Source organism: Burkholderia sp. BCC1993 (assembly GCF_905339865.1).
Classification (GTDB): domain Bacteria; phylum Pseudomonadota; class Gammaproteobacteria; order Burkholderiales; family Burkholderiaceae; genus Burkholderia.
Window position 1 is genome coordinate 14,249 of sequence record NZ_CAJPGZ010000019.1, and the last position, 21,035, is coordinate 35,283.

General features: G+C 64.0%; 20 protein-coding genes and 1 tRNA gene. All 21 read right to left on the reverse strand.

Going from position 1 to position 21,035, the window contains the following annotated elements; genetic code table 11:
• Positions 1-107: 107 nt before the first annotated feature.
• The 21 genes from U4Y91_RS28520 to pnp all read right to left on the reverse strand — a co-directional run bounded on the left by U4Y91_RS28520 (position 108) and on the right by pnp (position 20,949).
• Positions 108-698, reverse strand: a complete 591-nt coding sequence (locus U4Y91_RS28520) for an NUDIX domain-containing protein (RefSeq protein ID WP_257772856.1) — start codon at positions 696-698, stop codon at positions 108-110.
• Between the two features lie 36 nt (positions 699-734).
• On the reverse strand, positions 735-1,031 hold the full coding sequence (locus U4Y91_RS28525) for a DUF2818 family protein (RefSeq protein ID WP_044844656.1): 297 nt from the start codon (positions 1,029-1,031) through the stop codon (positions 735-737).
• Positions 1,031-2,485, reverse strand: a complete 1,455-nt coding sequence (gene nuoN, locus U4Y91_RS28530) for an NADH-quinone oxidoreductase subunit NuoN (protein WP_321807994.1) — start codon at positions 2,483-2,485, stop codon at positions 1,031-1,033. Before nuoN ends, U4Y91_RS28525 begins: the two co-directional genes overlap by 1 nt.
• A 36-nt stretch (positions 2,486-2,521) precedes the next feature.
• A complete protein-coding gene (locus U4Y91_RS28535) occupies positions 2,522-4,012 on the reverse strand; it encodes an NADH-quinone oxidoreductase subunit M (RefSeq protein WP_321807888.1) in 1,491 nt (496 codons plus the stop codon).
• Between the two features lie 18 nt (positions 4,013-4,030).
• Positions 4,031-6,088, reverse strand: a complete 2,058-nt coding sequence (gene nuoL, locus U4Y91_RS28540) for an NADH-quinone oxidoreductase subunit L (RefSeq protein ID WP_321807889.1) — start codon at positions 6,086-6,088, stop codon at positions 4,031-4,033.
• Between the two features lie 17 nt (positions 6,089-6,105).
• Positions 6,106-6,411 carry an NADH-quinone oxidoreductase subunit NuoK gene (nuoK, locus tag U4Y91_RS28545; protein ID WP_004185739.1) on the reverse strand — a complete coding sequence of 102 codons (306 nt, stop codon included), beginning with the start codon at positions 6,409-6,411 and terminating at the stop codon, positions 6,106-6,108.
• A gap of 18 nt (positions 6,412-6,429) precedes the next feature.
• Positions 6,430-7,080 carry an NADH-quinone oxidoreductase subunit J gene (locus U4Y91_RS28550; RefSeq protein WP_044844660.1) on the reverse strand — a complete coding sequence of 217 codons (651 nt, stop codon included), beginning with the start codon at positions 7,078-7,080 and terminating at the stop codon, positions 6,430-6,432.
• A gap of 114 nt (positions 7,081-7,194) precedes the next feature.
• Positions 7,195-7,683 (reverse strand): NADH-quinone oxidoreductase subunit NuoI, encoded by a 489-nt coding sequence (gene nuoI / locus U4Y91_RS28555; protein WP_321807890.1) that lies wholly within the window; start codon positions 7,681-7,683, stop codon positions 7,195-7,197.
• A gap of 15 nt (positions 7,684-7,698) precedes the next feature.
• Entirely contained in the window at positions 7,699-8,766 is a 1,068-nt protein-coding gene (nuoH, locus tag U4Y91_RS28560; RefSeq protein WP_321807891.1) for an NADH-quinone oxidoreductase subunit NuoH, read from the reverse strand.
• Positions 8,767-11,097, reverse strand: coding sequence for an NADH-quinone oxidoreductase subunit NuoG (gene nuoG / locus U4Y91_RS28565; RefSeq protein WP_321807892.1), 2,331 nt, complete (start codon positions 11,095-11,097; stop codon positions 8,767-8,769).
• Between the two features lie 84 nt (positions 11,098-11,181).
• Positions 11,182-12,492: an NADH-quinone oxidoreductase subunit NuoF gene (gene nuoF / locus U4Y91_RS28570; protein ID WP_006756904.1), complete on the reverse strand. Its 1,311-nt coding sequence runs from the start codon at positions 12,490-12,492 to the stop codon at positions 11,182-11,184.
• Positions 12,489-12,974 (reverse strand): NADH-quinone oxidoreductase subunit NuoE, encoded by a 486-nt coding sequence (gene nuoE / locus U4Y91_RS28575; protein WP_006478266.1) that lies wholly within the window; start codon positions 12,972-12,974, stop codon positions 12,489-12,491. The genes nuoF and nuoE overlap by 4 nt, the downstream gene beginning before the upstream one ends.
• 180 nt (positions 12,975-13,154) lie before the next feature.
• Entirely contained in the window at positions 13,155-14,408 is a 1,254-nt protein-coding gene (locus U4Y91_RS28580) for an NADH-quinone oxidoreductase subunit D (protein WP_044844663.1), read from the reverse strand.
• Between the two features lie 9 nt (positions 14,409-14,417).
• Positions 14,418-15,020: an NADH-quinone oxidoreductase subunit C gene (locus tag U4Y91_RS28585; protein ID WP_124498165.1), complete on the reverse strand. Its 603-nt coding sequence runs from the start codon at positions 15,018-15,020 to the stop codon at positions 14,418-14,420.
• A 21-nt stretch (positions 15,021-15,041) separates the two neighbouring features.
• On the reverse strand, positions 15,042-15,521 hold the full coding sequence (locus U4Y91_RS28590) for a NuoB/complex I 20 kDa subunit family protein (RefSeq protein WP_006398799.1): 480 nt from the start codon (positions 15,519-15,521) through the stop codon (positions 15,042-15,044).
• A gap of 62 nt (positions 15,522-15,583) precedes the next feature.
• Complete coding sequence (locus U4Y91_RS28595; protein ID WP_006398798.1) at positions 15,584-15,943, reverse strand: NADH-quinone oxidoreductase subunit A; 360 nt, start codon at positions 15,941-15,943, stop codon at positions 15,584-15,586.
• 154 nt (positions 15,944-16,097) lie between these two features.
• Positions 16,098-16,182 (reverse strand) — tRNA-Leu (locus U4Y91_RS28600).
• A 110-nt stretch (positions 16,183-16,292) separates the two neighbouring features.
• Positions 16,293-16,670, reverse strand: coding sequence for a preprotein translocase subunit SecG (gene secG, locus U4Y91_RS28605; RefSeq protein WP_047898610.1), 378 nt, complete (start codon positions 16,668-16,670; stop codon positions 16,293-16,295).
• Positions 16,671-16,742: 72 nt separating this feature from the next.
• Positions 16,743-17,498: a triose-phosphate isomerase gene (gene tpiA / locus U4Y91_RS28610; RefSeq protein WP_321807893.1), complete on the reverse strand. Its 756-nt coding sequence runs from the start codon at positions 17,496-17,498 to the stop codon at positions 16,743-16,745.
• 140 nt (positions 17,499-17,638) lie between these two features.
• On the reverse strand, positions 17,639-18,658 hold the full coding sequence (locus U4Y91_RS28615; RefSeq protein ID WP_321807894.1) for an NAD(P)H-quinone oxidoreductase: 1,020 nt from the start codon (positions 18,656-18,658) through the stop codon (positions 17,639-17,641).
• A gap of 143 nt (positions 18,659-18,801) precedes the next feature.
• Positions 18,802-20,949 (reverse strand): polyribonucleotide nucleotidyltransferase, encoded by a 2,148-nt coding sequence (gene pnp, locus U4Y91_RS28620; protein WP_321807895.1) that lies wholly within the window; start codon positions 20,947-20,949, stop codon positions 18,802-18,804.
• Positions 20,950-21,035: the final 86 nt, after the last annotated feature.

The following is a 21,035-nucleotide window of genomic DNA, read 5'->3' on the forward strand; positions in this document are numbered from 1 at the left end:
GCAAAACGCGCTTTTGTGAACGATCGTGCTAAACCAGGATCGCGCGGCCGGCCGGCAGCCGCGTCACCCGATTGTAACGCGGCGCCCCACCCGCCGCTGACGCGTCGTCAGGGCTGCTCGACCGGACCCAGCGGCCAGGTGCCGGACAGCACCTTGTCGAGCCACATCGTGCCGATGATCGTCTTCACGTCGGTGATCTGGCCCGTGCGCACCCACTCCTGCAGGTCGGGCAGCGTCGCCGTGAAGGTTTCGAGGAATTCGCCTTCGTCGAGCTTGCGCTCGCCGGCCGTCAGCCCGCGCGCGAGATACAGGTCGATGAATTCGGTCGAATAGGAAATGATCGGGTGAATCCGGGCCAGGAACACGTATTCGCGTGCCGTGTAGCCGGTTTCCTCGCGCAGTTCGCGCACCGCGCAGGCGAGCGCGCCTTCGTTCGGATCCAGCTTGCCGGCCGGGAATTCGGCCATGACCTTGCCGATCGGATAGCGGTACTGGCTTTCCATCAGCACGCGGCCGTCGTCGAACAGCGGGATCACCATCACCGCGCCCGGGTGCTGGACGTATTCGCGCGTGGCCTGCTTGCCGTCCGGCAAACGGACGGTATCGCGCTTCAGCTTGAGGAACGAGCCTTCGAAAATCGCCTCGCTCTCGAGGCAGGTTTCGGTCAGTGCGGCGTCGTGATTGGGTAGTTCGGCCATCGGCGGCTCCAAGAATGAGCGCGACGGCCGAAGCCGTCAGCGTCGTTTGACGAGATACTGGAACGTGAAGCCGGGAAACGCGAACACGACAAAGAGACTGAACGTGATCGCGTAAAACTGCCAGCCCTGTTCGAAGCGGTTGCCGGCGCGCGACTCGAGCCAGAAGCCGAGCGCGCCGACGACGAAATACAGCACGATCAGCTCGCCGATCCGAACCCACGCGTTCTTCTTCGTCGCACCGATCGGCACGACGGCGAAGAGGCGTTGGTTCAGGAACGGCAGGTTGGCGCAGACGAGCGCCAACAGCACGATGAACCAGCCGGCTGCCGACATTACAGCGGCAGCGTGTGACGGATCGCCTGCAGGCAGGCCGTCAGCAGCGGGCTCGGGATCAGGCCGAGCACGACGACTGCGAGGCCGTTCAGCACGAGGATCGTGCGCTTGCAGAAATCGCCGGTGACCGGAGCCGTATCCTGCGGTGCATCGAAGTACATCAGCTTGACGATGCGCAGGTAGTAGAACGCGCCGAACAGCGACGTGATCACGGCCAGCACGGCCAGCCACGTGAGGCCCGCGTTGACGGTCGCCTCGAGCACCGCGAGCTTCGCGTAGAAGCCGACGGTCGGCGGGATGCCTGCCAGCGAGAACATCATGACCATCATCACGAACGCGAACACCGGGCTGCGCTTGTTGAGGCCCTTGAAGTCGTCGATCGTTTCCGCTTCGAAATCACGGCGTGCGAGCAGCATCACCACGCCGAACGAGCCGAGCGTCGTGATCAGGTAGACGATCGCGTAGAACATCGCCGAGCTGTATGCGTTCGCCGGTGCGGCCGCGTCGCCCTTCACGATGCCGGCGAGCAGGCCGAGCAGCACGAAGCCCATGTTCGAGATCGCCGAATACGCGAGCATCCGCTTGATGTTGCGCTGGACGATACCGGTGATGTTACCGACGATCAGCGACAGCGCGGCGAGGATCACGAGCGCGGTCTGCCAGTTCTGTGCGAGCGGCAGCAGGCCCATCACCAGGAAGCGCAGGCCCCACGCGAACGCGGCAACCTTCGGGCCGCCGCCGACGAACAGCGTCATCGCGGTCGGTGCGCCCTGGTAGACGTCCGGCACCCACATGTGGAACGGCACGGCGCCGAGCTTGAACGCGATACCGGCGACGATGAAGACCACGCCGAACATCAGCACGGCTGCGTCGGTGTTGCCGCCGACCGCCTTGTACACCTCGCCCAGCTCGAGCGAGCCGGTCGCGCCGTAGAGCATCGAGATGCCGTACAGCACGAAGCCCGACGCGAGCGCGCCCAGCACGTAGTACTTCATCGCGGCTTCGCTCGACTGCGCGGCATCGCGGCGCAGCGCGATGACGGCGTACAGCGACAGCGACATCAGTTCGAGGCCGAGGTACAGCGTCAGGAAGTTGTTGCCCGACACCATCACCAGCTGACCGAGCAGCGAGAACATGCCCAGCAGGAACACGTCGCCGCGGAACATGTCGCGGTCTTCGAGGTACTTGCGCGAATAGACGAGCGAGACCGCGAAGCCGATCGACACGACGGCCTTCATCATGCTCGCGAACGAGTCGACGACGACCATCCGCGAGAAGAAGTAGTACTGCTGCGGGTCCAGCGCCTGCACGGCGAACCACACGCCGGCGACGACCGACGAAACCACCGCGATCAGATAGGTCAGGCGGCGGCCAGCGGCACCGGTAAAGGTGTCGTTCAGCCATGCGACGACGATGGCGACCATCACCAGCGCGTCAGGCAACAGGACATTCATAGGAGCGTTCATGATCTTGAGTTCCTCCGCTCGCGATTACTGGGCCAGCGGCAGCTTCGACTGCGCGACTTGGGAGAGGAGGTTTTCCACGGAAACGTGCATCACGTCGGTGAAAGGCTTCGGATACAGGCCCATCAGCATCGTGAACGCGGCGAGCACCGCCAGCATCACGAATTCGCGACGACCGATGTCCTTCAGCTTGGCAACGTGATCGTTCGCGACCGCGCCGAAGTATACGCGCTTGTACATCCACAGCGTGTAGGCCGCGCCGAGGATCAGCGTGAATGCCGCGCCGAATGCGATCCAGAAATTGTACTGGACGGCCGCGAGAATCACCATGAACTCGCCGACGAAACCCGAGGTGCCCGGCAGGCCGCAGTTGGCCATCGAGAACAGCATCGCGAATGCCGCGAACTTCGGCATCACGTTCACGACGCCGCCGTAATCGGCGATCTGGCGCGAGTGCACGCGGTCGTACAGCACGCCGATGCACAGGAACATCGCGCCCGACACGAAGCCGTGCGAGATCATCTGGATGATCGCGCCTTCGACACCGAGCTGGTTGAAGATGAAGAAGCCGAGCGTCACGAAGCCCATGTGCGCGATCGACGAATACGCGACCAGCTTCTTCATGTCGGACTGCACCATCGCGACGAGACCGATGTAGATCACCGCGATCAGCGACAGCGTGATCACGACCGGTGCCAGGAAGTGGCTTGCGTCGGGCGTGATCGGCAGCGAGAAGCGCAGGAAACCGTATGCGCCGAGCTTCAGCATGATCGCCGCCAGCACGACCGAACCGCCCGTCGGCGCTTCCACGTGCGCGTCCGGCAGCCAGGTGTGCACCGGCCACATCGGCACCTTCACCGCGAACGCGAGGAAGAATGCGATGAACAGCAGGATCTGCGGCGTCATCGCGATCTTGGCGCTCTGCCACGTCGCGAGGTCGAACGAATGCGTCTGCGTGTACAGGTAGATCAGCGCGACCAGCATCAGCAGCGAGCCGGCCAGCGTGTACAGGAAGAACTTGAATGCCGCGTACACGCGGTTCGGGCCGCCCCACACGCCGATGATGATGTACATCGGGATCAGGGTCGCCTCGAAGAACACGTAGAACAGCAGGCCGTCAGCCGCCGAGAACACGCCGATCATGATCCCGGACAGGATCAGGAAGGCCGCGAGGTACTGCGCGACGTTCTCGGTGATCACTTCCCACGCGGCGATCACGACGATCACCGTGATCAGCGCGGTCAGCACGACGAACCACATCGAGATGCCGTCGACGCCGAGGTGGTACGAGATCTTGAAGCGTTCGATCCAGGTCGACTGCTCGACGAACTGCAGCGCAGCCGTGCTCGAGTCGAAGCCCGTGATCAGCGGGACCGTGACCGCGAGACCGAGCAGCGAGCCGATCAGCGCGACCCAGCGGGCCGTCCCCGGATTTTTGTCGTTACCTACCGCGAGTACCAGGAGGCCGAAAACGATCGGCAACCAGATCGCGGTACTGAGAATCGGAAAAGCGTGCATTGTTCTTGTCCCCTCGCCTTATTTGCCGCCGAGCGTTACAAACAGGGTCAGGAGCCCCAGCATGCCGATGATCATGGCGAACGCGTAGTGATAGATGTAACCGGATTGGAGGAAGCGGATCACGCCGGCGAACCAGCCGATGAACCGGGCGCTGCCGTTGACGAGGCCGTCGATCACGACGACGTCACCTTCCTTCCACAGGCCGCGGCCGATCGCCACCGAACCACGGGCGAACACCACTTCGTTGATCTTGTCCATGTAGTACTTGTTGTCGAGCAGCGTGTAGATCGGGCCGAACGCGCGGCGGATCACGGCAGGCAGCTCAGGACGCTTCAGGTACAGGAACCACGCGACCACGACGCCGGCAATCGCGAGCCACAACGGCAGCGTCGTCAGCGAGTGCAGGCCCATCGCGGCCCAGCCGTGGAATTCCTTGCCCAGTTCTTCGAGGCCCGGGTGGTTTTCGCCGATGAAGATCACCTTGTCGAATGCCACGCCATGTTCGAAGAAGCTGCCGTACAGCATCGGACCGATCGCGATCGCACCGACGATGACCGACGGAATCGCGAGCAGCACGAGCGGCAGCCACACGACCCACGGGGTCTCGTGCGGTTCGTGCGCGTGGTCGTCGTGACCATGGCCGTGGCCGTGATCGTCGTGGCCGTGCGCGGCCGCCATGCCCATCGGCGATTCAGGATGCTTCGGGTTGCGGAAGCGCTCTTCGCCGTGGAACACGAGGAAGTACATGCGGAACGAGTACAGCGCCGTCACGAACACGCTTGCGACCACCGCGAAGTACGCGAAGCCCGAACCCGCGAGATGCGATTCCTTCACGGCCTCGATGATCGAATCCTTCGAGTAGAAGCCGGAGAAGAACGGCGTGCCGATCAGTGCGAGCGAGCCGATCAACGACGTGATCCACGTGATCGGCATGTACTTGCGCAGGCCGCCCATGTTGCGGATGTCCTGGTCGTGGTGCATGCCAATGATCACCGAGCCCGCGCCGAGGAACAGCAGCGCCTTGAAGAACGCGTGCGTCATCAGGTGGAACAACGCGACCGGGTACGCGGATACGCCGAGCGCGACGGTCATGTAGCCGAGCTGCGACAGCGTCGAATACGCGACCACGCGCTTGATGTCGTTCTGGATGATGCCGAGGAAGCCCATGAACAGCGCCGTGATCGCGCCGATCACCGTGATGAACGACAGCGCGGTATCCGACAGTTCGAACAGCGGCGACATGCGCGACACCATGAAGATGCCGGCCGTCACCATCGTCGCCGCGTGAATCAGCGCGGAGATCGGGGTCGGGCCTTCCATCGAGTCGGGCAGCCACACGTGCAGCGGGAACTGTGCCGATTTACCCATCGCGCCGATGAACAGGCAGATACAGGCGACGGTCAGCAGGCCCCAGTCGGTGCCCGGGAAGTGCAGGCTGGCGAGCTCGGCACGCTTCGCGAACACTTCGCCGTAGTTCATCGAACCTGCGAACGCGAGCAGCAGGCCGATGCCGAGCAGGAAGCCGAAGTCGCCCACGCGGTTCACGAGGAACGCCTTCATGTTCGCGTAGATCGCGCTCTCACGCGTGAAGTAGAAGCCGATCAGCAGGTACGACACCAGACCCACCGCCTCCCAGCCGAAGAACAGCTGCAGGAAGTTGTTGCTCATCACGAGCATCAGCATCGAGAACGTGAACAGCGAGATGTACGAGAAGAAGCGCTGGTAGCCGTCCTCTTCCTGCATGTAGCCGATCGTGTAGATGTGCACCATCAGCGACACGAAGGTCACGACGACCATCATCATCGCCGTCATCGAATCGACGAGGAAGCCGACTTCGAGCTTCAGCGAACCGACCCGCATCCATTCGTAGACGGTCGCGTTGAAGCTCGCGCCGCCCATCACGACGTCGGCGAAGACTTTCGCCGACAGGAGGAACGCGATCATTACGCCGAGGATCGTGATCCGGTGTGCGCCCTTGCGCCCGACTGCGTTCCCGAACAGCCCCGCAATCAGCGAGCCGGCCAGCGGAGCGAGCGGAATCGCCAGCAGCAGGTTTTCATTGAGTGTCGTTGACATAACAGCGTTGCCTGAAATTAACCTTTGAGCTGATCGAGATCCTCGACATTGATCGTGTCGAGCTTACGGAACAGGGTCACCAGAATCGCGAGACCGATCGCGGCTTCCGCTGCGGCGACGGTCAGCACGAAGAACACGAAGATCTGGCCGTGCACGTCGCCGAGGTAGTGCGAGAACGCGACGAAGTTGGTGTTCACCGCCAGCAGCATCAGTTCGATCGCCATCAGGATGATGATGATGTTGCGGCGGTTCAGGAAGATCCCGACGATCGCGATCGCAAAGAGGATCGCGCCGAGCACGAGGTAATGAGCAAGAGTCAGCATGGTTTTCCTTTCCTCCGCTTAGCCGTTGGTGCTCGTACCGGCTTCGCTCTGCGCCGTTTCCGGCTGCGGCTTGTCCGCTTCCATCTTCACGAGGCGCACGCGGTCGTCGCGGCGCACCTTGACCTGATCCGACACGCGCTGGCGCTTGCTGTCCTTGCCCTTGCGCTCGGTCAGCCCGATCGCGGCGATGATCGCGACCAGCAGCACCAGGCCGGCGATTTCAAACGCGAAGATGTAGTCGGTGTAGATCACCTTGCCGATCAGACGCGTGTTCGACCAGTCGGCCATCGCGCCCGTCGCCATCGCGTGCACGGTGTGCGTGTCGCCGTAGCCGCGCCACAGGATCAGCGCGGTCTCGACCACGATGATCGCGCCGACGACGGTCGCCATCGGCACGAAGCGCTTGAAGTCGCGGCGCAGGTAATCGATGTTGATGTCCAGCATCATCACGACGAACAGGAACAGCACCATCACGGCGCCCACGTACACCAGCACCAGCAGGATCGCGAGGAACTCCGCTTCCAGCAGCATCCAGATCGCGGCGGCGTTGAAGAACGCCAGCACAAGGAAAAGCGCAGACGCCACCGGGTTGCGCGAAGTGATCACCTTCAGCCCTGATACCACCAGGAGCAGCGCGAAGATGTAGAACAGTACGGTCGTGAATTCCATGATTACCGGTTCATCGTTAGGCCATAGTCAGGCGCGGCTTGCGGGACGCTCTCGCGTGCCGCACCCGTCGCGGCGGCTCGGCCCGTTCATGCCGGGCCGGCACTGCAAACACAATCAACGATACGGCGCGTCGGCAGCCTTCGCCGCAGCGATGTCCTTCTCGTAGCGATCGCCCACCGCGAGCAGCATTTCCTTCGTGAAATAGAGGTCGCCGCGCTTTTCGCCGTGGTATTCGAGAATCTGCGTCTCGACGATCGAATCGACCGGGCAGCTTTCTTCGCAGAAACCGCAGAAGATGCACTTCGTCAGGTCGATGTCGTAGCGCGTCGTGCGGCGTGTGTTGTCCGCGCGCGTTTCCGATTCGATCGTGATCGCCAGCGCGGGGCACACGGCCTCGCAGAGCTTGCACGCGATGCAGCGCTCTTCGCCGTTTTCGTAGCGGCGCAGCGCATGCAGCCCGCGGAAGCGCGGCGAAATCGGGGTCTTCTCTTCCGGGAACTGCACGGTGAACTTGCGCCGGAACGTGTAACGCCCCGTTATCGCAAGCCCCTTCAGCAGCTCGGTCAGGAAGAAGGTCTTAAAGAAGTGTTGGATAGCCGTCATGATTTCGTCCGATCTTTACTTCACCCAGATGTTGAGCGGCGACATCATCCAGAAGCCGACCACGACCACCCAGATCACCGTGACGGGCAGGAACACCTTCCAGCCCAGACGCATGATCTGGTCGTAACGGTAGCGCGGGAACGTCGCGCGCACCCAGATGAACACCGACAGCAGCGCGAATACCTTCAGCACCAGCCAGAAGATGCCCGGAATGAACGACAGGAATTCGAACGGTGCGTCCCAGCCGCCGAGGAACAGCGTCGAGGCCAGCGCCGAGATCACGATCATGTTGATGTACTCGGCGAGGAAGAACAGCGCGAACGCCATGCCCGAGTAATCGATCATGTGACCCGCGACGATCTCCGACTCCCCTTCCACCACGTCGAACGGGTGACGGTTCGTTTCGGCGATGCCCGAGATGAAGTAGACGACGAATGCCGGCAGCAGCGGCAGCCAGTTCCACGACAGGAAGTTCACGCCGTGGCCCGCGAAGAAGCCATGCTGCTGCGAGTTGACGATTTCCGACATGTTCAGGCTGCCGGCCGTCATCAGCACGAGCACGAGCGCGAAGCCCATCGAGATTTCGTACGAGACCATCTGGGCAGCCGCGCGCATCGCGCCGAGGAACGCGTACTTCGAGTTCGACGCCCAGCCGGCGAGGATCACCGCGTACACGCCGATCGACGAAATCGCCATCGCGTACAGCAGGCCCGCGTTGATGTTCGCGAGCACGGCCTGAGCCTGGAACGGGATCACGGCCCACACGGCAAACGCCGGCACGACGGTCATGACCGGCGCGATCAGGTACAGCCAGCGGCTGGCGGCGCTCGGCTGAATCACTTCCTTCAGCAGCAGCTTCAGCACGTCGGCGATCGGCTGCAGCAGGCCGGCGGGGCCGACGCGGTTCGGGCCGAGACGCACGTGCATCCAGCCGATCAGCTTGCGTTCCCACAGAATCAGGTATGCGACGCACAGCAGGATGACGACGGAGACGACGAGGATGCGCACGATTGCCCACACCGTCGGCCACGCGACGCCGAGAACCTGGGCGCCGCCCGCGTTGATCGTATCGAACAAGCTCATTTACGCCTTCTCCACCACCAGTTCACCGGACAGGCTGCCGAGCGCTGCGCCGGCAGGCGTTGCCGCCGACACGCGAACGACCGTCTCCGCAAGATTCGCGTCGCGCACGGCCGGCAACTGCACCGCACGCTCGCCCTGGCGCACGCGCACCGCGTCGCCTTCCTTCAAGCCCAGCTTGTCGAACAGCGCGGCCGGCAGGGCTGCGGCGTTCGCTACCTTCGCGGCGGCCGTCAGGTGCAGCGCACCTGCGCGGCGCACGAGTGCGTCGGCATGATAGATCGGCACGTCGGCGAGGCGCTCGAAGCCGCCGTTCGCCGCCGTTGCCGCGACGCGAGCCGGTGCGGCCGACGCCTGGTTCGACAGACGGTTCGCGACGCCTGCGTCGCCGAGCGCCGCGAGACGCACTTCTTCCGCCGTTTCGTATTCGAAGTTCGGCAGGCCGAGCAGGCTGCCGAGCACGCGCAGCACCTTCCATGCCGGACGCGTGTCGCCGAGCGGGCGCACGACGCCGTTGAAGCTCTGCACCGAGCCTTCCGCGTTCACGTACGTACCGGCCGTTTCCGTGAACGGCGCAATCGGCAGCAGCACGTCGGCGTAATCGAGGCCGTGCTTGAACGGCGACATCACGACGACCATTTCGGCCTGGTTCAGCGCGGCAAGCGCCTGCGCCGGATCGGCCGTGTCGAATTCCGGTTCGACGTTCAGCAGCACGTAGCCCTTGCGCGGCTGCGCGAACGCTTCACGTGCGTTCAGGCCGCCTTCACCCGGCAGTGCGCCGACGACGTGCGCGCCAACCGTGTTCGCCGCTTCCGTCAGGAAGCCGAACGTGGCGCCGGTGTTGTCGGCGATCCACTGTGCGACGGCGTGCAGCTTCGCGAATTGCGGATGACGGACAGCTGCGTTGCCGAGCAGCACCGCACGGCGCTCACCGTTCGCGAGCGACTGGGCGACCGCTTGCGCAGCCGGCGACGCCGTGACGCCCGCGAGCGTGTCCGGCAGCGCGACACCGCGCAGTTGCGCGACGGCTGCGGCCACGCCGGCCAGTTCGTCGAGCCATGCCGACGGCGCGGCGACGATGCGCTTCGCGGTCGGAATCAGCGAATCGTCAGCGGTCGCGTGCAGGAAGTGCAGCTTCGCGCCGTTCTTCGCGGCCTGGCGCAGGCGTGCGGCGAACAGCGGGTGGTCACGGCGCAGGAACGAGCCGACGACGAACGCGGCATCCACGTTCGACAGGTCGGCGATCGGCATGCCGAGCCACGGTGCGCCCTGGACCGGCGCCGAGAAATCCTGCTGACGCAGACGGAAGTCGACGTTCGGCGTCTTCAGTTCGTTGGCGAGCTGCTTCACGAGGAACAGCTCTTCAGCGGTGCTGTGCGCGCTCGCGAGCATCGCCAGCGCATTCGCGCCGTGATCCGCGGCGATGCCCTTCAGGCCCTTCGCGACGTATTCGAGCGCGGTCTGCCAGTCGGTTTCGATCCACTGGCCGCCCTGCTTCAGCATCGGCTTCGTCAGGCGCTCTTCGCTGTTCAGGCCTTCGTACGAGAAACGATCCTTGTCCGAGATCCAGCATTCGTTGATCGCTTCGTTCTCGAACGGCAGCACGCGCATCACGCGGTTGTTCTTCACCTGCACGACGAGGTTCGCGCCGACGGAATCGTGCGGGCTCACCGACTTGCGGCGCGACAGTTCCCACGTACGGGCGCTGTAGCGGAACGGCTTGCTGGTCAGCGCGCCGACCGGGCACAGGTCGATCATGTTGCCGGACAGTTCGGAGTCGACCGTCTTGCCGACGAACGTCGTGATTTCCGAGTGCTCGCCGCGGCCCAGCATGCCGAGCTCCATCACGCCGGCGACTTCCTGGCCGAAGCGGACGCAGCGCGTGCAGTGGATGCAGCGCGACATTTCTTCCATCGAGATCAGCGGGCCCACGTTCTTGTGGAACACCACGCGCTTCTCTTCCGAGTAGCGCGACGACGATTTGCCGTAGCCGACCGCCAGATCCTGCAGCTGGCATTCGCCGCCCTGATCGCAGATCGGACAGTCGAGCGGGTGGTTGATGAGGAGGAATTCCATCACCGACTGCTGCGCCTTCACGGCCTTGTCGGACTGCGTGTGCACGATCATGCCGGCCGACACGGGCGTCGCGCAGGCAGGCACGGCCTTCGGCATCTTCTCGACTTCGACGAGACACATCCGGCAGTTGGCCGCGACCGACAGTTTCTTGTGATAGCAGAAGTGAGGAATGTACGTATCCGCCTTGTGCGCAGCCTGGATCACCATGCTGCCTTCGGGCACCTCGACCTTCTTGCCGTCTATTTCAAGTTCAACCATGATGGTGAATGGTCCTTAACCTATTTCCGCCCGTTCGCGCCTTCGCCCGACCGTGCGCTCAAATTCCGCAACCGGTGCTTCGCTTCAGGCTGCCGCCGCGTGCGCGTGGCCGCCGACCATGCAGTGCTTGTGCTCGACGTGGTACGCGAATTCGTCCCAGTAGTGCTTGAGCATCCCGCGAACCGGCATCGCCGCCGCATCGCCGAGCGCGCAGATCGTGCGGCCCATGATGTTCTCGGCAACCGAGTTCAGCAGGTCCAGATCTTCCTGGCGGCCTTCGCCGTGCTCGATACGATTCACGACGCGATACAGCCAGCCGGTGCCTTCACGGCACGGCGTGCACTGGCCGCACGATTCCTCGTAGTAGAAGTACGACAGGCGCAGCAGCGAACGCACCATGCAGCGCGTCTCGTCCATCACGATCACCGCGCCGGAGCCGAGCATCGAGCCCGCCTTCGCGATCGAGTCGTAATCGAGATCGGTCTGCATCATGATGTCGCCCGGGATCACCGGCGCCGACGAGCCGCCCGGAATCACGGCCTTGATCTTGCGGCCGCCGCGCATCCCGCCGGCGAGCTCCATCAGCGTCGCGAACGGCGTGCCGAGCGGCACTTCATAGTTGCCCGGACGCTCGACGTCGCCCGACACCGAGAAGATCTTCGTGCCGCCGTTGTTCGGCTTGCCGATTTCGAGGTAATTCTGCGGCCCGATGGACAGCAGGAACGGCACCGCGGCGAACGTCTCGGTGTTGTTGATCGTGGTCGGCTTGCCGTACACGCCGAAGCTCGCCGGGAACGGCGGCTTGAAGCGCGGCTGGCCCTTCTTGCCTTCGAGCGACTCGAGCAGCGCCGTTTCCTCGCCGCAGATGTACGCGCCGTAACCGTGATGCGCGTGCAGCTGGAACGAGAATTCCGAGCCCATGATGTTGTCGCCGAGGAAACCCGCGGCGCGCGCCTCATCGAGCGCGGCCTCGAAGCGTCGATACACTTCGAAGATTTCGCCGTGGATGTAGTTGTAGCCGACGGTGATGCCCATCGCGTACGCGCCGATGGCCATGCCTTCGATCAGCGCATGCGGGTTCCAGCGCAGGATGTCGCGATCCTTGAACGTGCCCGGCTCGCCTTCGTCCGAGTTGCAGACGAGGTACTTCTGCCCCGGGAACTGGCGCGGCATGAAGCTCCACTTCAGGCCGGTCGGGAAGCCCGCACCGCCACGGCCACGCAGGCCCGACGCTTTCACGTCGGCGATCACCTGCTCCGGCGGAATCTTTTCTTCGAGAATGCGGCGCAGCTGCTTGTAGCCGCCGCGCGCAACGTAGTCTTCGAGATGCCAGTTCTCGCCGTTCAGACCAGCGAGGATCAGCGGTTTGATGTGACGGTCGTGGAGGGACGTCATTTCGAGAGCTCCTCAAGCAGCTGGTCGATCTTCTCGCGGCTCATGAAGCTGCACATTCTGTGATTGTTCACCAGCAGCACCGGCGCATCGCCGCACGAGCCCATGCATTCGCCTTCCTTCAGCGTGAACTTGCCGTCGGGCGTGGTCTCGCCGAAGCCGATGCCCAGCTTCTGTTTCAGGTAGTCGGCCGTCGCTTCCGCGCCGCCGTGCGGGCCAAGCTGGCACGGCAGGTTCGTGCAGAGCGTGATCTTGTGCTTGCCGACCGGTTTGAGCTCGTACATCGTGTAGAACGTCGCGACTTCCTGCACGGCGACGGCCGGCATGCCGAGATAGTCCGCGACGAACTGCATCAGTTCGGGCGACAGCCAGCCGTGCTCTTCCTGAGCGACGGCCAACGCCGACATCACGGCGGACTGTTTCTGATCGGCGGGATACTTCGTCAACGCTCGATCGATTTCCTTCAGGCCTTCAGCTGAGATCATTTTCAGACACGACTCTTTCAATTCCTACCGAACGAACAACCTGCCGCACTGCAGTGCATGGACGGCAGACCTGGCGCTCACTGTTGACAGCTTGCGAAGCCGCGCCGGTTCGGCGCATACCGCATGTGACTTCGCGTGTGACTGACTGCTCGCCGCCCGCTCGCGCAGGCGGCGCAACCATTAGCGATCGATTTCGCCGAACACGATGTCCTGCGTACCGATGATCGTGACGGCGTCGGCAATCATGTGACCGCGCGCCATTTCGTCGAGCGACGCGAGGTGCGCGAAGCCCGGTGCGCGGATCTTGAGGCGATACGGCTTGTTGGCACCATCCGACACGAGGTAGATGCCGAATTCACCCTTCGGATGCTCGACTGCCGCGTACGCCTCGCCTTCCGGCACGTGAAAACCTTCGGTGAAGAGCTTGAAGTGGTGAATCAAGTCTTCCATGTTGGTCTTCATGCCGACGCGCGACGGCGGCGCAACCTTGTGATTGTCGGTCATCACCGGGCCCGGATTCTTGCGGAGCCACTCAATACACTGTTTCGCGATACGGACGGACTGGCGCATTTCTTCGACGCGCACCAGATAGCGGTCGTAGCAATCGCCGTTCACGCCGACCGGCACGTCGAAATCCATGCGGTCGTACACTTCGTACGGCTGCTTCTTGCGCAGGTCCCAGGCGATACCCGAGCCGCGCAGCATCGGGCCCGTCAGGCCCATCTGCAGCGCACGCTCCGGGCTGACGACGCCGATCCCGACCAGACGCTGTTTCCAAATCCGGTTATCGGTCAGCAGCGTTTCGTATTCGTCGACGCACTTCGGGAAGCGCGTGAAGAAGTCGTCGATGAAGTCGAGCACCGAGCCGCTGCGCGCTTCGTTCATCTTCGCGAGCGCCTTCTCGTTGCGAATCTTCGACGCCTTGTATTGCGGCATTGCGTCAGGCAGGTCGCGATAGACGCCGCCCGGACGGTAGTACGCCGCGTGCATCCGGGCACCGGACACCGCCTCGTACACGTCCATCAGGTCTTCGCGCTCGCGGAATGCGTACAGGAACACGGCCATCGCGCCGACGTCGAGCGCGTGCGCGCCGATCCACATCAGGTGGTTCAGCACGCGGGTGATCTCGTCGAACAGCACGCGGATGTACTGCGCGCGCTCCGGCACGTCGATGCCGAGCAGGCGCTCGATCGCGAGCACGTAGCCGTGCTCGTTGACCATCATCGACACGTAGTCGAGACGATCCATGTACGGCACGGACTGGATGAAGGTCTTGCTTTCCGCGAGCTTTTCGGTCGCGCGGTGCAGCAGGCCGATGTGCGGATCGGCACGCTGAATGACTTCGCCGTCGAGCTCGAGCACCAGGCGCAGCACGCCGTGCGCTGCCGGGTGCTGCGGGCCGAAGTTGAGGGTGTAGTTCTTGATTTCTGCCATGACGCCCCCTTAATGTTTCAGACCGCCATAGCGATCCTCGCGGATCACGCGCGGCGTGATTTCGCGCGGCTCGATCGTCACCGGCTGGTAGACGACCCGCTTCTCTTCCGGGTCGTAACGCATTTCGACATAGCCCGACACCGGGAAGTCCTTGCGGAACGGATGGCCGATGAAGCCGTAGTCGGTGAGGATGCGGCGCAGGTCGGGGTGACCCTCGAACACGAGGCCGTACAGGTCGAACGCTTCGCGCTCGTACCAGTTTGCGGAGGTCCAGATGTCGACGAGCGACGCCACGATCGGCAGATCGTCGTCCGGCGCGAACACGCGCAGGCGCAGGCGCCAGTTGTTCGTGACCGACAGCAGCTGCGACACGGCCGCGAAACGCGGGCCGTCGTAGGCGCCGTCGCCGTACGTTTGATAGTCGACGCCGCACAGGTCGATCAGCTGCTCGAAACGGAGCTTCGGATCGTCGCGCAGCGTCTTTGCGACTTCGAGGTAATCGCTCGCCTTCACGACGAGCGTCAGTTCACCGATCGCTTCGGTGAGGCTCACCACGCGCGCGCCGAGCGCGGCTTCGAGGTTGGCCTTGAGGGTCTCGATTTTGCTTGCCATATTGAGGGGACGCTCGGGGCTTTATTGACGGGCGATGGTGTTGGTGCGGCGGATCTTCGCCTGCAGCTGGATCACGCCGTAGACCAGCGCCTCGGCCGTGGGCGGACAGCCCGGCACGTAGACGTCGACCGGCACGATCCGGTCGCAACCGCGGACCACCGAGTACGAGTAGTGGTAGTAGCCGCCACCGTTCGCGCACGACCCCATCGAGATCACCCAGCGCGGCTCGGCCATCTGGTCGTACACGCGGCGCAGCGCGGGCGCCATCTTGTTGCACAGCGTGCCGGCGACGATCATCACGTCCGACTGACGCGGGCTCGGACGGAACACGACCCCGAACCGGTCCAGGTCGTAACGGGCCGCGCCCGCATGCATCATCTCGACGGCGCAACACGCGAGCCCGAACGTCATCGGCCACAGCGAGCCGGTACGCGTCCAGTTGATCAGCTTGTCAGCCGTCGTGGTGACAAACCCTTCCTTCAAGACCCCTTCGATACTCATTTGCTTTCCACTCCAGACGAGCGGCCCAGCGTGGCCGCCCATGCAAACCGGCGATTAACCCATCACTCCCAGTCGAGCCCGCCTTTCTTCCAGATATAGGCAAAGCCCAGCAGGAATTCGAGCAGAAAAATCATCATTGCGATGAAACCCGGCCAGCCGATGTCCCGGAGCGCGACGCCCCACGGAAACAGGAATGCGGTTTCGAGATCGAAGATGATGAACAGGATGGCGACGAGGTAGTACCGGACGTCGAATTTCATCCGGGCGTCTTCAAAGGCTTCGAAGCCGCACTCGTACGGTGCGTTCTTCTCGACGTCCGGCTTGTTGGGACCAAGGAGCTTGCCGATGCTGACCAGCGCTATACCTAAACCAGTGCCCACGAGGAGGAACAACAAGACGGGGTAATAGGCTGCGAGGTTCAAGGCAATCCTCTATCGGTTGGTTCTGAGCGTCCGGAGAATACCACTTCCGGCGGAAGGAATCATTTCGGAGTGCGTGCAATCACAAGACAATCGCAAGGCACACCCCACAAATGAAAAATGCCAGCCACTAGAAGCGGCTGGCATTGAGTAACTTTGGTGCCGACGGCGAGACTCGAACTCGCACAGCTTTCGCCACTACCCCCTCAAGATAGCGTGTCTACCAATTTCACCACGTCGGCACTGCATGCAACTCGGGTTGTACTGCTTGTTCCCGCGAATCGCTTCAAGAATTAAATTCTAACCCGAGTTCCAGATTTGTTCAACGCACAACCGCAAAAATTTTGACTTTTTATTTCGGGACGTCCTGGCCCGGCGCGCTCGCAGCCGAACCCGCGGCGGCGGACGCTGCGACGGCCGGGGCCGACGCCGCAGGCGCCGATGCCGGCGCGGTCGCCGCCGCGCCGAGCACGCCTGCCGACGGCGTCGACTTGTACGAACCGAGGTAAGTCAGTGCGAGCGTTGCGACGAAAAAGATCGTCGCGAGAATGCCCGTCGTGCGCGACAGAAAGTTCGCGGAGCCCGTCGCACCGAACAGGCTGCCCGACGCGCCGCTGCCGAATGCAGCACCCATGTCGGCACCCTTGCCGTGCTGCAGCAGCACCAGCCCGATCACACCCAGTGCAGACAGTACCTGCACGACAATAATCAGCGTCTTGAATAACAGCATCACACCCACCCGATTGGATCAGGCGACCGGACCGACCGGCCGCCATCATGGTTCAATTCGACCCCGGACCGCTCAACGCGCGGCCCGGCAGATCGCCAGGAAATCTTCCGCCTTCAGCGACGCGCCGCCGATCAGGCCGCCGTCGATGTCCGGCTGCGCGAACAGCTCTTCCGCGTTGTCCGGCTTCACACTGCCGCCGTACAGCACCGATACGTCCGCCGCCCCCTTCGCCGCGAGACGCGCACGCAGGAATGCGTGCACGTCCTGCGCCTGTGCCGACGTCGCGCTCTTGCCCGTGCCGATCGCCCAGACCGGCTCGTACGCGACGACGATGCGCGCCGCTTCGTCGGCCGTCAGCACGGCCAGCACGGCGTCGAGCTGCGCACCGACCACCTGCTCGGTCGCACCCGCTTCGCGCTCGTCGAGCGTTTCACCGACGCACACGACGGGCGTGAGGCCTGCCGCGAGCGCGCGCTGCGTCTTCGCAGCGACGGTTTCGCTGCACTCGCCGTGATACGCGCGACGCTCCGAGTGACCGACGATCGCATACTGCGCGCCGAACTCCGCCACCATCGCGGCCGCCACTTCACCGGTGAACGCGCCCTGCTCGTGCGCGGACACGTCCTGCGCGCCGAACGCGACACGGCCGCCGGCGAGCTGCGCCTGAACCTGCGCGAGATACGGGAACGGCACGCACACGCCGATCGACGTCTCGGCCGCCACCGCGCCTGCGCCCTGCACCACTTCGTTCAGCAATGCCTGGTTGCCGGCCAGCCGGCCGTGCATCTTCCAGTTGCCGATCACTCGCTTCGTTCGTTGTTTCGACATCGTGTCCGTCTCGTCACTATCTTGTCATTAACGCACCGGAAACCGGCCGTCAGGTTGGATCTGGCGAAGCAAACCCGCGATTTTACTGCGCGCGACTTGAACCGGTCAAACCGCGCATGTCAAGTCCGGCCGCACGGCCGTCAGGTGGTCGTACCCCAATCGAGCACGATCTTGCCGATGTGCTCGCCGCTTTCCATCAGCGCATGCGCCTGCGCGGCTTCGCCGGCCGGCAGCACGCGGTAGATCACGGGCTTGATGCGGCCGTCCGCGAGCAGCGGCCAGACGCGCGCCTTCAGCTGTGCGGCGATGCGCGCCTTGAACTCGACCGGACGCGGACGCAGTGTCGAGCCCGTCACCGTCAGCCGGCGGCGCAGGATCTCGTTCAGGTTGACCTCGGCCTTCGCACCGCCAAGCAGCGCGATCAGCACGAGGCGGCCGCCATCCGCGAGCGCGGACAGTTCGCGCGGCACGTACGAGCCCGCGACCATGTCGAGGATCACGTCGACGCCGCGATCGTGCGTCAGCGACTTGACGACCTCGACGAAGTCCTCGGTCTTGTAGTTGATCGCACGCTCGGCGCCGAGCGCCTCGCATGCGCGGCATTTGTCGGCACTCCCGGCCGTCGCGAACACGCGATAGCCGAGCGCGTGCGCGATCTGGATCGCCGTCACGCCGATCCCGCTCGAGCCGCCCTGCACGAGCAGCGTTTCCTGCTCGCCGCCCTCGCCCGCGCCGAGCAGCGCGCGGTCGAACACGTTGCTCCACACCGTGAAGAACGTTTCGGGCAGCGATGCGGCTTCGATGTCGGTCAGCCCGTCGGGAACCGGCAGGCATTGCGGCAGCGGCGCGACCGCGTACTCGGCGTAGCCGCCGCCCGCGAGCAGCGCACAGACGCGATCGCCCAGCTTCAGGCCGAACGGGTTCAGCGCCGCATCCGACAGGTCGCCGCCGACGATCTCGCCCGCGACCTCGAGGCCCGGCAGATCCGATGCCCCCGGCGGCGGCGCATAGGCGCCCTTGCGCTGGAATACGTCGGGCCGGTTCACGCCGGAAGCCGCCACCTTGATCAGCACTTCGCCGCGCTTCGGTTCGGGGCGCGGACGCTCCGCGAGCTTCAGCACGTCGGGGGCGCCGAATTCGGTGATTTCGATGGCTTTCATGGTGGTCGCTCCAGGATCGGAATCGGGTGGCGCACCCGTGCGCGGCACGGGCGCCTCGCCGGCGCTGCTGCGCCGCACAACGATGCTACAGAAAAAACGGCCGGCACGCTTTCGCACTGCCGGCCGTTCTCACGCCTGTCCGCTTACTGCTGCGGCGGCGTATCCGAATGCGACGCCGCCGCTGCTTCGTTCAGCAGCGCCTTCGCCGACAGACGCACGCGACCCTTCTCGTCCGTCTGGATCACCTTGACCTTCACCTGCTGGCCTTCCTTCAGGTAGTCGTTGATGTCCTTCACGCGCTCGTTGACGATTTCCGAGATGTGCAGCAGGCCGTCCTTGCCCGGCAGCAGGTTCACGATCGCGCCGAAATCGAGCAGCTTGAGCACCGTGCCTTCGTACACCTGGCCGACTTCGATCTCGGCCGTGATTTGCTCGATGCGCTTCTTCGCTTCGGCCATGCCTTCGCTGTTCGTGCTCGCGATCGTCACGACGCCGTCATCCGAGATGTCGATGGTCGTGCCGGTTTCTTCGGTCAGCGCACGGATCACCGAACCACCCTTGCCGATCACGTCGCGGATCTTTTCCGGGTTGATCTTGATCGTGATCATGCGCGGTGCGAATTCCGACAGTTGCGTGTTCGCACCCGACACCGCCGACGTCATCTTGCCGAGGATGTGCATGCGGCCTTCCTTCGCCTGCGCGAGCGCGACCTGCATGATTTCCTTCGTGATGCCCTGGATCTTGATGTCCATCTGCAGCGCCGTCACGCCTTGCTCCGTGCCGGCCACCTTGAAGTCCATGTCGCCGAGGTGATCTTCGTCGCCGAGGATGTCGGTCAGCACCGCGAACTTGTTGCCTTCGAGGATCAGGCCCATCGCGATACCCGCGACGTGCGCCTTCATCGGCACGCCGGCGTCCATCAGCGCGAGGCAGCCGCCGCACACCGATGCCATCGACGACGAACCGTTCGATTCGGTGATTTCCGACACGACGCGGATCGAGTAGCCGAATTCGTCGGCGCTCGGCAGGCACTTGACCAGCGCGCGCTTCGCGAGACGGCCGTGACCGATTTCGCGACGCTTCGGCGAGCCGACGCGGCCCGTTTCGCCGGTCGCGAACGGAGGCATGTTGTAGTGGAGCATGAAGCGCTCGCGGTATTCGCCTTCGAGCGCGTCGATGATCTGCTCGTCACCCTTCGTGCCGAGCGTCGCGACGACGAGCGCCTGCGTTTCGCCACGCGTGAACAGCGCCGAACCGTGGGTGCGCGGCAGCACGCCGGTGCGGATCTCGATCGGACGCACGGTGCGCGTGTCGCGACCGTCGATGCGCGGCTCGCCGTTCAGGATCTGCGAACGGACGATCTTCGCTTCGATGTCGAACAGGACGTTGCCGACGGTCGCCTTGTCGGCCGCGACCGTGCCAGCCGCCAGCGCGTCTTCCTCGAGCTTCGCCGAGGTTGCCGCGTAGACTTCCTTCAGCTTCGTCGAACGCGCTTGCTTGTCGCGCAGCTGGTAAGCGGCGAGCAGGTCGTTCTGCGCCAGCTCGGTCACGCGCGCGATCAGCGCCTCGTTCTTCGGCGCCGGCTGCCAGTCCCACTCGGGCTTGCCGCCTTCACGCACCAGCTCGTGGATCGCGTCGATCGCGACCTGCATCTGCTCGTGGCCGAACACGACCGCGCCCAGCATCACGTCTTCCGACAGCTGGTCGGCTTCCGATTCGACCATCAGCACCGCGCGCTCCGTACCGGCGACGACGAGGTCGAGGCTCGATGCCTTGATCTGGTCACGCGTCGGGTTCAGCACGTAGGCGTTGTCGATGTACGCGACGCGCGCGGCACCGACCGGACCGTTGAACGGCAGGCCCGACACGGCGAGCGCGGCCGATGCGCCGATCAGCGCGGGGATGTCCGCCGGAATTTCCGGGTTCACGGACAGCACGTGGATCACGACCTGGACTTCGTTGTAGAAGCCTTCCGGGAACAGCGGGCGCAGCGGACGGTCGATCAGGCGCGACGTCAGCGTCTCGTGTTCCGACGGACGGCCTTCGCGACGGAAGAAGCCGCCCGGGATCTTGCCGGCCGAGTAGGTCTTTTCGAGGTAGTCGACGGTCAGCGGGAAGAAGTCCTGACCCGGCTTCGCCGACTTCGCGCCGACGACGGTTGCCAGCACGACGGTGTCTTCCACGTCGACGATCACGGCACCGCTCGCCTGGCGGGCGACTTCACCGGTTTCGAGGCGCACCTTGTGCTGGCCCCACTGGAATTCCTTCACGACCTTGTTGAACATGGACATGGTTGCTCCTTTGGATTCATTCATTTCATTCGCCGTGCGGGCCATCCCGCGCGGCGGCGTCCCGACCGAATCACCCGGAGCAAGGT